The organism is Streptomyces sp. NPDC111516 (genome assembly GCF_055635345.1).
Genome location: NZ_JBVKBV010000012.1, coordinates 49,087 through 62,723, shown reverse-complemented (window position 1 = coordinate 62,723; position 13,637 = coordinate 49,087). Strand labels below are relative to the sequence as shown.

Annotated in this window: 11 protein-coding genes; 9 read left to right on the top strand and 2 right to left on the bottom strand. The window is 70.2% G+C overall.

Going from position 1 to position 13,637, the window contains the following annotated elements; all coding sequences use genetic code 11:
* Positions 1 to 282: 282 nt before the first annotated feature.
* Complete coding sequence (locus ACZ7L9_RS22555) at positions 283 to 1,071, top strand: ferritin-like domain-containing protein (RefSeq protein ID WP_471417421.1); 789 nt, start codon at positions 283 to 285, stop codon at positions 1,069 to 1,071.
* A 22-nt stretch (positions 1,072 to 1,093) separates the two neighbouring features.
* On the opposite strand, the gene corA is transcribed toward ACZ7L9_RS22555, so the two are convergent.
* Positions 1,094 to 2,089: a magnesium/cobalt transporter CorA gene (corA, locus tag ACZ7L9_RS22550; protein ID WP_471417419.1), complete on the bottom strand. Its 996-nt coding sequence runs from the start codon at positions 2,087 to 2,089 to the stop codon at positions 1,094 to 1,096.
* 59 nt (positions 2,090 to 2,148) lie between these two features.
* On the opposite strand from corA, the gene ACZ7L9_RS22545 reads away from it, so the two are divergent.
* The 5 genes from ACZ7L9_RS22545 (at position 2,149) to ACZ7L9_RS22525 (ending at position 8,962) form a co-directional block, all read left to right on the top strand.
* Complete coding sequence (locus tag ACZ7L9_RS22545) at positions 2,149 to 2,871, top strand: histidine phosphatase family protein (RefSeq protein WP_471417416.1); 723 nt, start codon at positions 2,149 to 2,151, stop codon at positions 2,869 to 2,871.
* A 106-nt stretch (positions 2,872 to 2,977) separates the two neighbouring features.
* Positions 2,978 to 3,568, top strand: a complete 591-nt coding sequence (locus ACZ7L9_RS22540; protein ID WP_471417415.1) for a DUF3090 domain-containing protein — start codon at positions 2,978 to 2,980, stop codon at positions 3,566 to 3,568.
* A complete protein-coding gene (locus tag ACZ7L9_RS22535) occupies positions 3,532 to 4,395 on the top strand; it encodes an SCO1664 family protein (protein WP_471417413.1) in 864 nt (287 codons plus the stop codon). Before ACZ7L9_RS22540 ends, ACZ7L9_RS22535 begins: the two co-directional genes overlap by 37 nt.
* Before the next feature lie 151 nt (positions 4,396 to 4,546).
* Positions 4,547 to 5,776 carry a cysteine--1-D-myo-inosityl 2-amino-2-deoxy-alpha-D-glucopyranoside ligase gene (gene mshC, locus ACZ7L9_RS22530; RefSeq protein WP_471417411.1) on the top strand — a complete coding sequence of 410 codons (1,230 nt, stop codon included), beginning with the start codon at positions 4,547 to 4,549 and terminating at the stop codon, positions 5,774 to 5,776.
* Between the two features lie 138 nt (positions 5,777 to 5,914).
* Positions 5,915 to 8,962: an NPCBM/NEW2 domain-containing protein gene (locus tag ACZ7L9_RS22525; protein WP_471417409.1), complete on the top strand. Its 3,048-nt coding sequence runs from the start codon at positions 5,915 to 5,917 to the stop codon at positions 8,960 to 8,962.
* Between the two features lie 66 nt (positions 8,963 to 9,028).
* Here the strand turns inward: ACZ7L9_RS22525 and ACZ7L9_RS22520 are convergent, their stop codons facing one another.
* Positions 9,029 to 10,099, bottom strand: a complete 1,071-nt coding sequence (locus ACZ7L9_RS22520; RefSeq protein ID WP_471417407.1) for a PAC2 family protein — start codon at positions 10,097 to 10,099, stop codon at positions 9,029 to 9,031.
* Positions 10,100 to 10,353: 254 nt separating this feature from the next.
* Here ACZ7L9_RS22520 and ACZ7L9_RS22515 point away from each other — a divergent pair, with 254 nt between their 5' ends.
* The 3 genes from ACZ7L9_RS22515 (at position 10,354) to ACZ7L9_RS22505 (ending at position 13,636) form a co-directional block, all read left to right on the top strand.
* The gene (locus ACZ7L9_RS22515; RefSeq protein ID WP_471417405.1) at positions 10,354 to 11,673 is read left to right on the top strand and encodes an L-fuconate dehydratase; all 1,320 of its coding nucleotides are present in this window, start codon (positions 10,354 to 10,356) and stop codon (positions 11,671 to 11,673) included.
* The gene (locus tag ACZ7L9_RS22510; protein ID WP_471417403.1) at positions 11,670 to 12,449 is read left to right on the top strand and encodes an SDR family NAD(P)-dependent oxidoreductase; all 780 of its coding nucleotides are present in this window, start codon (positions 11,670 to 11,672) and stop codon (positions 12,447 to 12,449) included. Before ACZ7L9_RS22515 ends, ACZ7L9_RS22510 begins: the two co-directional genes overlap by 4 nt.
* A gap of 146 nt (positions 12,450 to 12,595) precedes the next feature.
* The gene (locus ACZ7L9_RS22505; RefSeq protein ID WP_471417400.1) at positions 12,596 to 13,636 is read left to right on the top strand and encodes a sugar ABC transporter substrate-binding protein; all 1,041 of its coding nucleotides are present in this window, start codon (positions 12,596 to 12,598) and stop codon (positions 13,634 to 13,636) included.
* Position 13,637 lies beyond the last annotated feature (1 nt).

The window sequence follows — 13,637 nt, the reverse complement described above, 5'->3', positions numbered from 1 at the left end:
CGCGGACTCCGGGGGCTCCGGCAGAGCGCTACGGCCGTGGTGGGGGCTCGGGGGCTCCCCGCCACGGCCGTTACGTGTGACAACGCTTTCGGGGGCGCGGGGTTACGCCGATCGGCGTGCGGTCCGGCGCGGGGTCACCGGGGTCGCGGTCCGTCCTCGGCCGCCGGACGGGCCGGGAACGTCGCGGTCCGTCCGGCGTGGCCGGGGGCGTTCCTGTTGCCCGGGTGGGAGTGTCGCATTTGACTGTCGATGGGGCGGATGCCGGTACGGAGGTGGCAAGTGATGCTCTCGGCAAAGAACCTGTTCCAGGAGATTCTCGACGAGGACGAGTCGTTCCGGCTGTTCTGTTCCATCGCGGCGAGCGGGGAGTCCCAGGGGGGCTGGGAGAACGGCCGGATCGCGGCCCTCGTGCCCGAGAGCCAGCGTGCCCTGGCGCCCAAGATCACGCGACACGGCGCAGACGAGGACAAGCACGGCCGGATCTTCCACGGGCTGCTGAAGAAGCGCGGGCTGCAGCCGGTCGAGGTTCCGCACGAGACCGACTACACGATGCTGCTGGAGAGGCACGGCATCGGCCTCGCCCATGAGCGGCTGGGGCGCCAGGAGCCCCTCTCCGAACACGACATCATCACCTACCTCGCTCACAGCAGGGTCACCGAACAGCGCGCCTCCGAGCAGATGACACTGCTGCGCAAGCACTTCGCCGACCATCCCGACCTCGGCCGCGCGGTGAGGATGATCTCGAACGACGAGGACAACCACCTGGCGTACTGCCACGAGGAGTTGCTCCGGCTCGCCCGCGTCGGACACGGCCGTACGATCCAGCGCATCCTGCGCGAGTGCGCGCTCGCCGAGATCCGGGTGTACCGCGACGTCAGCCTCGCCGTGATGGACCACATGGGCCGGATCCTGGGCTGGTCCCGGGCCAAGGCGGCGGCGCTGGCCGCGGGGATCCACGGGATCTACGTGTACGAACGACTTGTGGGATGGCGGCGCATGGTGAGCCTGCAGCCGCCCGAGCGGCGCGACGCACTGGGCGGTCCCGCGGCGCAGGCGGCCGAGTTCGCCTGATCCGGGCGTCGCGGAGCGGCCGTCAGAGCCAGCCGCGCCGCTTGAACTGCCGGTACAGGCCGAACACCACGGAGCCCATGAGCACGATCACCACCGGATAGGCCCACACCCAGCCGAGTTCCGGCATGTGCTTGAAGTTCATGCCGTAGATCCCCGCGACCATCGTCGGCACGGCGGCCATCGCCGCCCAGGCCGAGATCTTGCGCATGTCGTCGTTCTGCCGCACGCCCACCTGGGCCAGATGCGCCGAGAGGATGTCGGAGAGCAGCCGGTCGAGCCCGTCCACATACTCGTTGGCACGCGTCAGGTGGTCGCTCACGTCGCGGAAGAACGGCTGCGAGTGCTCGTGAACGAACGGTACTTCCGCGCTCGCCAGACGGGCCATGGGGGCGCTCAGCGGCCCCGCGGCCCGGCGGAACTCCAGGAGCTGCCGCTTGAACGTGTAGATGCGGGACGCGGTGTTCTTGGTGTCCACGGTGCCGGTCGGCGCGAACACCTCGGTCTCCAGCTCCTCCAGGTCGGCCTGGAGCTCGCCCGCCACCTCGATGTAGTGGTCGACGACGGCGTCGCTGATCGCGTACAGCACCGCGGTCGGTCCGTGCTTGAGGACCTCCGGCTCCGCCTCCAGCCGGCGGCGTACCGCGGCGAGCGGCGCGCCCTCCCCGTGCCGGACCGTCACGACGAAGGAATCGCCGATGAAGGCCATCAGCTCGTCGGTGGTGACCGTGTCGCTCAGGTGCTCGTACACCACCGGCTTGATGACCGCGAAGAGCGAGTCGTCGTACACCTCCAGCTTGGGCCGCTGGTGTGCGCTCAACGCGTCCTCCACGGCCAGCGGATGGAGTCCGAACTCGCTGCTGACGCGGTCGATCTCCTGCTCCGTCGGCTCGTACAGGCCGATCCAGAGAAACGCGTCCCCGGTCGCCCGTGCCTCCGCGAGGGCATCGGAGAGATCGGCGGGGCCTTCGGTACGACGCCCGCCCCGGTAGATCGCACAGTCCACAATCACGGCGCGCATTCTTCCCTGCCCCGCTCCTCGGCGCACCTCACCGCCGGCAGCGGCCTACGCTGGCCCGTATGCCCACCCTGATCCTCGTACGACATGGACGCTCCACCGCCAACACGGCCGGAGTGCTCGCGGGCCGGACCCCCGGTGTCGCGCTCGACGAGCGCGGCGCCGCACAGGCCGCGGCGCTGCCCGGACGGCTGGCCGCGCTGCCGCTGGCCGCCGCCGTCAGCAGCCCACTGCAGCGCTGCCGGGAGACCCTGCGGCCCCTGCTCGACGCGCGGCCGGAGCTGGTGCTGCACACCGAGGAGCGGATCAACGAGTGCGACTACGGCGACTGGTCGGGACGCAAGCTCGCCGAACTCACCGACGAGCCGCTGATGAGCGTCGTGCAACAGCATCCGTCGGCCGCGGCGTTCCCCGGCGGTGAGTCCATGCGCGCCATGCAGGGGCGCGCCGTCGACGCCGTGCGGGACTGGAACGCGCGGATCGAGGCCGAGTACGGTGACGACGCCGCCTACGTGATGTGCTCCCACGGCGACATCATCAAGGCCCTCGTCGCCGACGCGCTCGGCCTCCACCTCGACCTCTTCCAGCGGATCCAGGCCGACCCCTGTTCGGTCACCGCGATCCGCTACACCAGGCTGCGGCCCTTTCTGCTGCGGCTCGGCGACACCGGGGACCTGGCCTCGCTGGCGCCGCGGGAGCACACTGCCGGAACGGACCCGGGCCGGCGCCCGACGGCGGAGACCGATGCGGACGCGGCGGTCGGTGGCGGCGCTGGGGCACCGTGATCGCTCCGCGCAGTAGGGTGGACGCGCCGTAGGCGCCCTTCCCGGGGTGACCCCCCAGGACCGCCGCCACCCCTCATCTGCCGTCAATTTTCAAGGGAGACAGGACGTGTCCCGTCAGGTGTTCCTCTACGACCCCCCGGACCGCTTCGTGGCCGGTACGGTCGGGTTGCCTGGACGTCGTACGTTCTTCCTGCAGGCATCCTCAGGCGGACGCGTCACCAGCGTGGCCCTGGAGAAGACTCAGGTCGCCGCGCTCGCCGAGCGCATCGACGAATTGCTCGACGAGGTGGTGCGGCGGACCGGCGGAAACTCTCCGGTACCCGCCGTGGCGCCCATGGACGTCACCGACACCGCGCCCCTCGACGTGCCCGTCGAGGAGGAGTTCCGGGTCGGCACGATGGCGCTCGCCTGGGACGGCGAGGAACAGCGCATGATCGTCGAGGCGCAGGCGCTCGTCGAGCTGGACGTGGAATCCGACGAGGATCTCGCGGAGGCCGAGGAGCGGCTGCTCCAGGACGAGGAGAACGGCCCGCCGATGCTCCGCGTCCGCCTCAGCGGGGCGCAGGCCCGGGCCTTCGCCAAGCGCGCCCTGGACGTCGTGAACGCCGGGCGCCCGCCGTGCCCGCTGTGCAGCCTGCCGCTCGACCCGGAAGGACACGTATGCCCGCGCCAGAACGGATACCGTCGCGGAGTCTGAGCGGCGCCGAGCTGGTCACCGTGCTCACTGTGCTCAGGGAGGGGCGGCTCACCGTGCGTGGTCAGGTCGGCGGGGCGTCCAACGCGGTGCTCTACTGCACGGTTGCCCACGAGGGCGACGAGGTGACGTGCGTCTACAAGCCCGTGGCCGGGGAACGGCCCCTGTGGGACTTCCCCGACGGCACGCTCGCCCGGCGCGAGGTGGCCGCGTACGAGATCTCCGAGGCGACCGGTTGGGGGCTCATACCGCCCACCGTGCTGCGGGACGGCCCGTACGGCGAGGGCATGTGCCAGCTGTGGATCGAGGCGGCGCCCCAGGGCGACGAGTCCTCCCCGGACGGCCTGCCGCCGCTCCTTGCGCTCGTCGAGGACGAGGAGCCGGGGGAGGGCTGGAAGGCCGTCGCCCTCGCCGAGGTGGGGGAGGGGAAGACGGCCCTGCTGGTGCACGCGGACGATCCGCGGCTGCGGCGGCTGGCGGTCCTCGACGCCGTGATCAACAACGGTGACCGCAAGGGCGGCCATCTGCTGCCCGCACCCGGCGGCCGGCTCTACGGCATCGACCACGGCGTGACCTTCAACGCGGAGGACAAGCTGCGCACGCTGCTGTGGGGATGGGCGGGGGAGCCGTTGACGGCCGAGGCCGTCGAGGTCGTGGACCGGCTGGATGCGGAGCTGACGCCGGGGACTTCGCTCGTCACCCGGCTGGCCGAGCTGATCACCGCGGCCGAGATCGAGGCGTTGCGGGGGCGCGTGGCGGGGCTGAAGGCCTCGGGCCGGCACCCGGAGCCGAGCGGCGAGTGGCCGTCGATCCCCTGGCCACCCGTGTGACGAAATCGAGCCACTCCGGCGACCGAGGGGCGGGGTACAGGGGGATTGCCCGTAGCGGAGCTGATGGACCCACGCCGCGCAAGACCGCCTCTTCGGCCAGGATCCAGGATCCGGTTCGTATCCGGAACATGCATCCGGTTACGCTCGTGACATGCATGCCTGGCCCGCTTCTGAGGTCCCCGCCCTGCCTGGCAAGGGCCGCGACCTTCGGATCCACGACACCGCGACCGGCGGACGGATCACCCTTGACCCCGGTCCCGTCGCCCGCATCTACGTCTGCGGCATCACGCCGTACGACGCGACCCACATGGGTCATGCGGCGACCTACAACGCGTTCGACCTCGTTCAGCGCGTGTGGCTCGACACCAAGCGGCAGGTCCACTATGTCCAGAACGTGACCGACGTGGACGATCCGCTGCTGGAGAGGGCCGTGCGCGACGGTCAGGACTGGACCGAACTCGCCGAGCGCGAGACGGCTCTGTTCCGCGAGGACATGACTGCCCTGCGCATGCTCCCGCCGAAGCACTACATCGGCGCCGTGGAGGCGATACCCGGCATCGTTCCGCTCGTCGAACGGCTCCGGGACGCGGGCGCCGCCTACGAGCTCGACGGGGACGTCTACTTCTCCGTCGAGACCGACCCGCACTTCGGCGGGGTCTCCAACCTCGACGCCGAGGCGATGCGGCTGCTCTCCGCCGAGCGCGGCGGCGACCCGGAGCGCCCCGGCAAGAAGAACCCGCTCGACCCGATGCTCTGGATGGCCGCCCGTGCGGGCGAGCCGAGCTGGGACGGGGCCACCCTCGGCCCCGGCCGCCCGGGCTGGCACATCGAGTGCGTCGCCATCGCCCTGGACCACCTCGGCATGGGCTTCGACGTCCAGGGAGGCGGGTCCGACCTCGCCTTCCCGCACCACGAGATGGGCGCCTCGCACGCCCAGGTGCTGACCGGCGAGCACCCGTTCGCGCAGGCGTACGTACACGCCGGGATGGTCGCCCTGGACGGCGAGAAGATGTCCAAGTCCAAGGGCAACCTGGTCTTCGTGTCGAAGCTCCGCCACGACGGCGTGGACCCGGCGGCGATCCGCCTCGCCCTGCTGTCGCACCACTACCGGTCCGACTGGGAGTGGACCGACCAGGTGCTCGCCGACGCCGTCGAGCGGCTCGGACGCTGGCGTTCCGCCGTCTCCCGGCCCGACGGACTGCCTGCCGAGGCCCTGGTCGACGAGGTCCGCGAGGCCCTTGCCGACGACCTGGACGCACCGGCCGCGCTGGCGGCCGTGGACCGCTGGGCCGAGCGCCAGAACGCCGAGGGCGGTACGGACGAGGGCGCGCCCGGCCTCGTCTCGCGCACCGTCGACGCGCTGCTGGGTGTCGCTCTGTAGCGTCGCCCGCAACCGCCGCGCGCGGTGACAACGCGCTGATCGCCATTCCATGAGCCGGCCTTGGACTTCTCGACGAAGTTCAGGGCCGGTTCCGTTTTGTCCATGGTCAAGTGCTCGATGTTGCGCTAAAAGCGCTCTATGCAATCATCAACGCGCATCAGAGCGGCGGCAGTTGCAGCCTTGTTCGGGCTGATCGCCGTCTTCGCGGGGCCCGGTGCCGGTCAGGCCGGCGCCGCCGAACCGGACACCACGACAGTCGGCGACCTCACCGGATTCTCCGCCGACGGACCCGTCTACCAGCTGCGGGCAGGCACCGCCGAGGCCCGTGTCAGCTTCGTCTCCGCCGAGACCTTCCGTATCGAACTCGCCCCGGACGGCACGTTCTCCGACCCGGCCGGTGACGACATGGTGCTGCCACAGGGCACACCGCCGCACACGCGGTGGAAGGAGCGGGCCGACCGCTACGAACTCTCCACCGGCAGCATCACCCTGCGCGCCTACAAGTCGCCCCTGCGCTTCGCGCTGTACCGGGCCGACGGCACCAGGGTCTGGTCCGAGGCCAAGGGCCTGAGCTGGGACGGGAAGCAGACCACCCAGACCCTGGCCCGCGGCGCCGACGAGCAGTTCTACGGCGCCGGCATGCAGAACGGCCGCGGCAACACCTCGCACCGGGACAAGACCGTCGAGGTCGGCGTCGACTACAACTGGAACGACGGCGGTCACCCCAACTCCGTGCCGTTCTACCTCTCCTCCGCCGGGTACGGCGTCTTCCGCAACACCTACGCGCCCAACACCTACGCCTTCACCGACCCGGTGACCACCAGCGCGAAGGAGAAGCGCTTCGACGCCTACTACTTCGCGGGCGACAGCGCCAAGAACGTCATCGGGCAGTACACGAAGCTCACCGGCAAGCCGTTCCTGCCGCCCGTGTACGGAATGGAGATCGGCGACGCCGACTGCTATCTCCACAACGCCAACCGCGGTGAGCGGCGCACCCTGGACGCCCTGAAGGTCGCCGACGGGTACGTCGAGCACGACATGCCGAACGGCTGGATGCTCGTCAACGACGGCTACGGCTGCGGCTACGAGGACCTTGCCGAGACCGCGAAGGGCCTCCAGGACCGCGACATGCAGCTCGGCCTGTGGACCCAGGACGGCCTCGCCAAGATCGCCGACCAGGTCAAGGCGGGCCAGCGGGTCGCCAAGCTGGACGTCGCCTGGATCGGCGCGGGTTACAAGTTCGCCCTGGACGGCTGCAAGGACGCGTACCGGGGCATCGAGGACAACAGCGACGCCCGCGGCTTCACGTACGCCCCGGAGAGCTGGGCGGGCGCGCAGCGCTGCGGCGTCCAGTGGTCCGGTGACCAGTCCGGCACCTGGGACTACATCCGCTGGCAGATTCCGACCTACGCGGGCGCCACGATGTCCGGTCTCGCGTACACCACCGGCGACGTCGACGGCATCTTCGGCGGCAGCGCCAAGACGTACACCCGTGACCTCCAGTGGAAGATGTTCCTGGGGACCACGATGACCATGGACGGCTGGGCGGCCAGTGACAAGCAGCCCTACCGGTACGGGGAGCCGTACACCTCCATCAACCGCGACTACCTCAAGCTCAAGGAGTCGCTGCTGCCCTATCAGTACTCCTACGCGCACGAGGCGACGAAGACCGGCGTCGGCATGGTCCGGCCCCTGACCCTCGAATTCCCGGACGACCCGAAGGCGGCGACGGACGCGGCGAAGTACGAGTTCATGTCCGGCGAGGACTTCCTCGTCGCACCCGTCTACCAGGACACCACCGAGCGCAACGGCATCTATCTGCCGAAGGGCACCTGGACCGACTACTGGAGCGGCCGCACATACGAGGGCCCGACCACCGTCGACCACTACAGCGCCCCGCTCGACACCCTGCCGCTGTTCGTCAAGGGGGGTGCCAGCGTGCCGATGTGGCCGGGCATCCGCTCGTACAAGGACCGCACCGCCGGCTCCCCGCTTGCCTGGGACATCTATCCGCAGGGCTCCTCGTCGTTCACGCTGTACGAGGACGACGGCGTCACCCGGCAGCACCGCGACGGCAAGTACGCCACCCAGACCGCCGACGTGGACGCACCGGTCCGGGGCGCGGGCGACGTCACCGTGCGGATCGGTGCGAGCAAGGGGGAGTTCACCGGTAAGCAGAGCACCCGCCCGTACGAGTTCAGCGTGCACACCGGCTCCGCACCGAGCGCGGTCGAGCTCGACGGCAAGCTGCCCCGGCTGGCTTCCGCGGCAGCGTACAAGACCGCGAAGCAGGGCTGGTGGTACGACAAGGACGACCGCGGTGGTGTCGTGAAGATCAAGACCGCGCCGCTCTCCACCGACGAGAAGTTCTCCGTGAAGCTGAAGGGGACGAGCGCGGTCGGCGGCAGGGACGCCGCCGCGACGGCCGTGGTCTCCGCGCCCGCCGGGCAGGAGCTCGGTGCCGGAGCCGAAGGCACCGTCGCCGTCGATGTCACGGCGGGCAGCGCCGATGTGACGGACGCCTCGGTCGCCCTGGACGTGCCCGACGGCTGGCGGGTCGCGCCGGCCGCGACCGTGGACCGGATCCCGGCGGGCACCACCCGGCGGGTCGAGGTGTCGGTCACCCCGGCGAAGGACGCCGCGGCGGGCGAGGCGAGGATCACCGCGCTCGCGCGCTACCGGTCGGCCGGTGAATCCCGGACCACCGTCCAGCGGCTCGCCGCCGGGGTGATGCCACCGCCGCCCACCGGCGAGGCCTGGGCGAGCGATCTGGTGTGGCTGAAGTCGGTGAACGGTTACGGGCCCGCCGAACGGGACCGCAGCAACGGCGAGTCGGGCGCCGCCGACGGACACCCCCTCACGCTGGCGGGGAAGGTGTACGAGAAGGGGATCGGCACCCATGCCGACTCCGACATCGAGGTATATCTCGGCGGACGCTGCTCGAGATTCACCGCCGACGTCGGGATCGACGACGAGATCAACGGCTACGGCGAAGTGGCGTTCGCCGTCGAGGCGGACGGCAAGGTGCTGTGGACCTCGCCGAAGGTGACGGGGGCGTCCGCGACCGTACCGGTCGATGTGCAGCTCGACGGGGCGCGCCATGTGCACCTGAAGGTCACGGACACCAATGGTTCCAAGACCGGTGACCACGGGGACTGGGCCGCAGCGCGATTCACCTGCTCCTGACAGAACCGAACAGCACAGGAGCGCCGGGCGGGTACGCACGTCCCGCCCGGCGCTCCACCGGCCGCATCAGTCCTCGGAGGAGTCCTCCGATGAACCCTGCGGGCCGTCGTCTCCGTCGTGGCCGCCGTCGCCGTCCTCGTTCTCCTGGCCGGCCGGAGACCGCCGACCGGGTCCCGTCTCGCCGCCGGGCTCCGGCCGGAGCGGCTTCGGCGGACGGGTGCGGCCGCTGGAGGTGTCGCGCAGATACGAGGCGTCGCCGCTCTCCGTCGCATGCCCGCCGGACCCCTGGCCCGGACCGACGTCCCTGCGGCGCAGATAGCGCTCGAACTCCCGGGCGATGGCCTCGCCGCTCGCCTCGGGGAGCTCCGCGGTGTCCCGGGCCTCCTCCAGCGTCTGCACGTACTCCGCCACTTCGCTGTCCTCGGCGGCCAGTTGGTCCACCCCGAGCTGCCAGGCGCGGGCGTCCTCGGGCAGTTCGCCCAGCGGGATGCGCAGACCGATGAGGTCCTCCAGGCGGTTGAGCAGCGCGAGAGTGGCCTTCGGATTGGGCGGCTGCGACACGTAGTGCGGCACCGCCGCCCACAGACTCACCGCGGGCACGCCCGCGTGCGTGCAGGCCTCCTGGAGGATGCCGACGATGCCCGTCGGACCCTCGTATCTGGTCTCCTCCAGGTCCATGGTCCGCGCCAGATCCGGGTCGGAGGTGACTCCGCTGACCGGCACCGGGCGGGTGTGCGGGGTGTCGCCGAGCAGCGCGCCCAGGATCACCACCATCTCCACGCCCAGTTCATGGGCGAAGGCCAGGATCTCGTTGCAGAACGAGCGCCAGCGCATGGACGGTTCGATACCGCGGACCAGGACGAGGTCACGGGGCTTCTCCCCGCCGACGCGGACCACGGAGAGCCGGGTGGTCGGCCAGGTGATCTTGCGTACCCCGCCGTCCAGCCAGACCGTCGGCCGGTTGACCTGGAAGTCGTAGTAGTCCTCGGCGTCCAGCGCCGCGAACACCTCGCCCTTCCACTCCCGGTCCAGATGTGCGACCGCCGTGGAGGCGGCGTCACCTGCGTCGTTCCATCCCTCGAACGCGGCCACCATGACCGGGTCGATCAGCTCGGGAACCCCCTCGAGCTCGATCACCCAGGCCTCCTTCCGAAGTTCCCTTGCGTACGCACCAACCTTACGGCTTCCGGCCACTCCCACCGCAGCCCCTGTGCACAGCCGGGTGAACCTGTGCCACGGGGTGCATCATCGGTCGAATCAGGGCATCAGTCTCTGAATACATCCGAGCTGTGCCCGTAAATTTCGCTCCAACCCTGGACGTCGGGGCCTCCATGACGCTATACATCGGATGACCAGAACAGAGGTCCGATGTTATTCCCCTGGGGGCGCACATGAGTCAGACCGTCACGGATTTCGAGGTCCATGACATCCGATTTCCGACCTCGGAACAACTGGACGGCTCGGACGCCATGAACCCCGACCCCGACTACTCGGCCGCCTACGTCGTCCTGCGTACCGAACCCCTCGACGAGGGACATGGCTTCTGTTTCACCATCGGGCGCGGCAACGAGGTGATGGCCGCCGCCATCGAGGCGCTGCGCCCTTACGTTGTGGGGCGCCCGGCACCCCGTACCGCGGCCGACCTCGCCGCACTGCACCGCGAGCTCACCCATGACTCCCAACTGCGTTGGCTCGGCCCCGAGAAGGGCGTGATGCACATGGCGGCCGGCGCGGTCGTCAACGCTGCCTGGGACCTGGCGGCGAAGCAGGCCGGCAGGCCCGTCTGGCAGTTCCTCGCCGAGATGACGCCCGAGGAGCTCGTCTCCCTCGTCGACTTCCGCTATCTCACCGACGCGCTGACTCCCGACGAGGCCCTCGCGATCCTGCGGGCCGCCGAACCGGGGCGGGCCGAGCGCGCCGAACGGCTGCGCGCCGAGGGCTACCCCGCGTACACCACCTCGCCGGGCTGGCTGGGATACACCGACGACAAGCTGGTCCGGCTGGCGAAGGAGGCCGTCGCCGACGGCTTCACCCAGATCAAGCTGAAGGTCGGCGGCGACCTCCGCGACGACGTCCGCAGACTCGCCCTGGCCCGCGAGGCCGTCGGGCCGGACGTCCGGATCGCCGTCGACGCCAACCAGCGCTGGGACGTCGCCGACGCGGTGGAGTGGATGACCGCGCTCGCGCCGTACGACCCGCACTGGATCGAGGAGCCGACCAGCCCCGACGACATCCTCGGCCACGCGGCCGTCCGCGCCGGGCAGCCCGTCAAGGTCGCCACCGGTGAACACGTGGCCAACCGGGTCGTGTTCAAGCAACTGCTGCAGGCCGGAGCCGTCGACTTCGTCCAGATCGACGCGGCCCGGGTCGCGGGCGTCAACGAGAACCTGGCGATTCTGCTGCTCGCCGCCAAGTACGGCGTACCCGTCTGCCCGCACGCGGGCGGAGTCGGGCTGTGCGAGCTGGTGCAACACCTCTCGATGTTCGACTATGTGGCGGTCTCCGGCAGCTGGGAGAACCGCGTGATCGAGTACGTCGACCATCTCCACGAACACTTCGCCGACCCCACCGTGATCGAGAACGGCCGTTACGCCGCGCCGGGTTCCCCGGGCTTCTCCGCCCGGATGCTCCCCGAGTCGATCGCCGCACACCGCTACCCGGAGGGCCCCGTATGGCAGGCTCGCCGCACCGCCGAGGAGGCCGACCGATGACCGGTACACGCGACTTCGAGGGGATGAAGGCCCTGGTGACGGGCGGCGCCTCAGGCATCGGCGCCGCCGTCGCGACCCTGCTGCTCGCGCGCGGTGCACAGGTGGCCGTGCTCGACCGGGAGACCGCGGGCGCCCCCGCGGGCGTCCTGGCCGTCAAGGCGGACGTCACCGACGACGACGCCGTGCGCGAAGCGGTCGACCGGGCCGCCGGCGAACTGGGCGGCCTGCACACCGTCGTGTCCAACGCGGGCATCGGTTCCATCGGCACCGTCGAGGACAATGCCGACGAGGAGTGGACCCGGGTCCTGGACATCAACGTCCTCGGCATGGTCCGCACCGCCCGGCACGCCCTGCCCCATCTGCGGCGCGCGGCGGCCGAACGCCCCGGTGCCGTCTCGATCACCCAGACCTGCTCGATCGCCGCGACCGCCGGACTGCCGCAGCGCGCCCTGTACAGCGCGAGCAAGGGCGCGGTCCTCTCCCTGACCCTCGCGATGGCCGCGGACCACGTCCGCGAGGGCATCCGGGTCAACTGCGTCAACCCGGGCACCGCGGACACCCCGTGGATCGGCCGGCTCCTCGGGCAGGCCGACGACCCGGCCGCCGAACGGGCCGCGCTCAACGCCCGCCAGCCGCTGGGGCGGCTGGTCTCGGCCGATGAGGTGGCCGCCGCGATCGTCTACCTGGCGAGCCCCGCCGCCGCCTCCGTCACCGGCACGGCACTCGCCGTCGACGGCGGAATGCAGGGCCTGCGCCTGCGCCCCGCCGAAAGCTGATCAGGGACGCGCGGGCCCCGGGCCTGTCCGGCCCTGATCCGCCGGACAGGCCCGCCCCGCACCACCGGGCCGCGCCCCCGCGCACCACGCACCGCCGCTCTGCCCACAGAGCTCCGACCGGTACTCCATCAAGGATTGGGACACCAATGAGAGTGCGTACGACGAGTGCGGCAGCCTGCGCCGTACTGCTGGCCGTCACTGCCCTCGCGGGCTGCAACCGCGAGTCCACCGCTGACGGCGCGCGCGGCGGGAAGGTCGGAATCGACCTGCCGCGCAGCGACAGCGACTTCTGGAACTCGTACCAGAACTATGTGCAGAAGGGGGTCAAGACGGGCGAGGTCAAGGCCCTGCCGCTGACCAACTCGCAGAACGACATCGGCAAGCTGGTCGCCAACGTCCAGACCTTCACCGACCAGGGCGCCAAGGCCGTCGTGATGGCACCTCAGGACACGGGTGCGATAGCCGAGTCGCTCAACACGCTGAACGAGAAGAAGATCCCCGTCATCAGCGTCGACACCCGACCCGACAAGGGCAACATCTACATGGTGGTGCGGGCCGACAACAAGGCGTACGGGACCAACGCCTGCAAGTACCTCGGTGAGCAACTGAAGGGCAAGGGCAAGGTCGTCGAGTTCCAGGGCGACCTCGCCTCGATCAACGGCCGTGACCGGTCGGAGGCGTTCAAGGCCTGCATGGACAAGGACTTCCCCGGCATCAAGGTCTTCGAGCTGGCCACCGACTGGAAGGGCGATGTCGCCTCCGCCAAGCTCCAGGCCACCCTGGCAGCCAACCCCGACATCAACGGCATCTACATGCAGGCGGGCGGTGTCTTCCTGCAGCCCACCCTCGCGCTCCTGGAGCAGAAGAAGCTGCTGAAGCCGGCCGGTACGCCGGGCCACATCACGATCATCTCCAACGACGGCATCCCGGAGGAGTTCGACGCCATCAAGGCGGGGAAGATCGACGCGACGATCTCCCAGCCCGCCGACCTGTACGCGAAGTACGCGCTGTACTACGCGAAGGCGGCCCTGGACGGCAAGACCTTCAAGGAAGGCCCGACCGACCACGACTCGAACATCATCAAGATCCCGAACGGCTTCGAGGACCAGCTCCCCGCGCCGCTGGTGACCAAGGACAACGTCGACGACCCGAAGCTGTGGGCCAATCAGCTGGAAAAGAAGAGCTAGC

Excerpts from the sequence above, each read along its gene's own strand:
- ACZ7L9_RS22555 (WP_471417421.1), top strand. The coding sequence starts at position 283 with ATGCTCTCGGCAAAGAACCTGTTCCAGGAGATTCTCGACGAGGACGAG.
- corA (WP_471417419.1), bottom strand. The coding sequence starts at position 2,089 with ATGCGCGCCGTGATTGTGGACTGTGCGATCTACCGGGGCGGGCGTCGT.
- ACZ7L9_RS22545 (WP_471417416.1), top strand. The coding sequence starts at position 2,149 with ATGCCCACCCTGATCCTCGTACGACATGGACGCTCCACCGCCAACACG.
- ACZ7L9_RS22535 (WP_471417413.1), top strand. The coding sequence starts at position 3,532 with ATGCCCGCGCCAGAACGGATACCGTCGCGGAGTCTGAGCGGCGCCGAG.
- mshC (WP_471417411.1), top strand. The coding sequence starts at position 4,547 with ATGCATGCCTGGCCCGCTTCTGAGGTCCCCGCCCTGCCTGGCAAGGGC.
- ACZ7L9_RS22525 (WP_471417409.1), top strand. The coding sequence starts at position 5,915 with ATGCAATCATCAACGCGCATCAGAGCGGCGGCAGTTGCAGCCTTGTTC.
- ACZ7L9_RS22515 (WP_471417405.1), top strand. The coding sequence starts at position 10,354 with ATGAGTCAGACCGTCACGGATTTCGAGGTCCATGACATCCGATTTCCG.
- ACZ7L9_RS22510 (WP_471417403.1), top strand. The coding sequence starts at position 11,670 with ATGACCGGTACACGCGACTTCGAGGGGATGAAGGCCCTGGTGACGGGC.
- ACZ7L9_RS22505 (WP_471417400.1), top strand. The coding sequence starts at position 12,596 with ATGAGAGTGCGTACGACGAGTGCGGCAGCCTGCGCCGTACTGCTGGCC.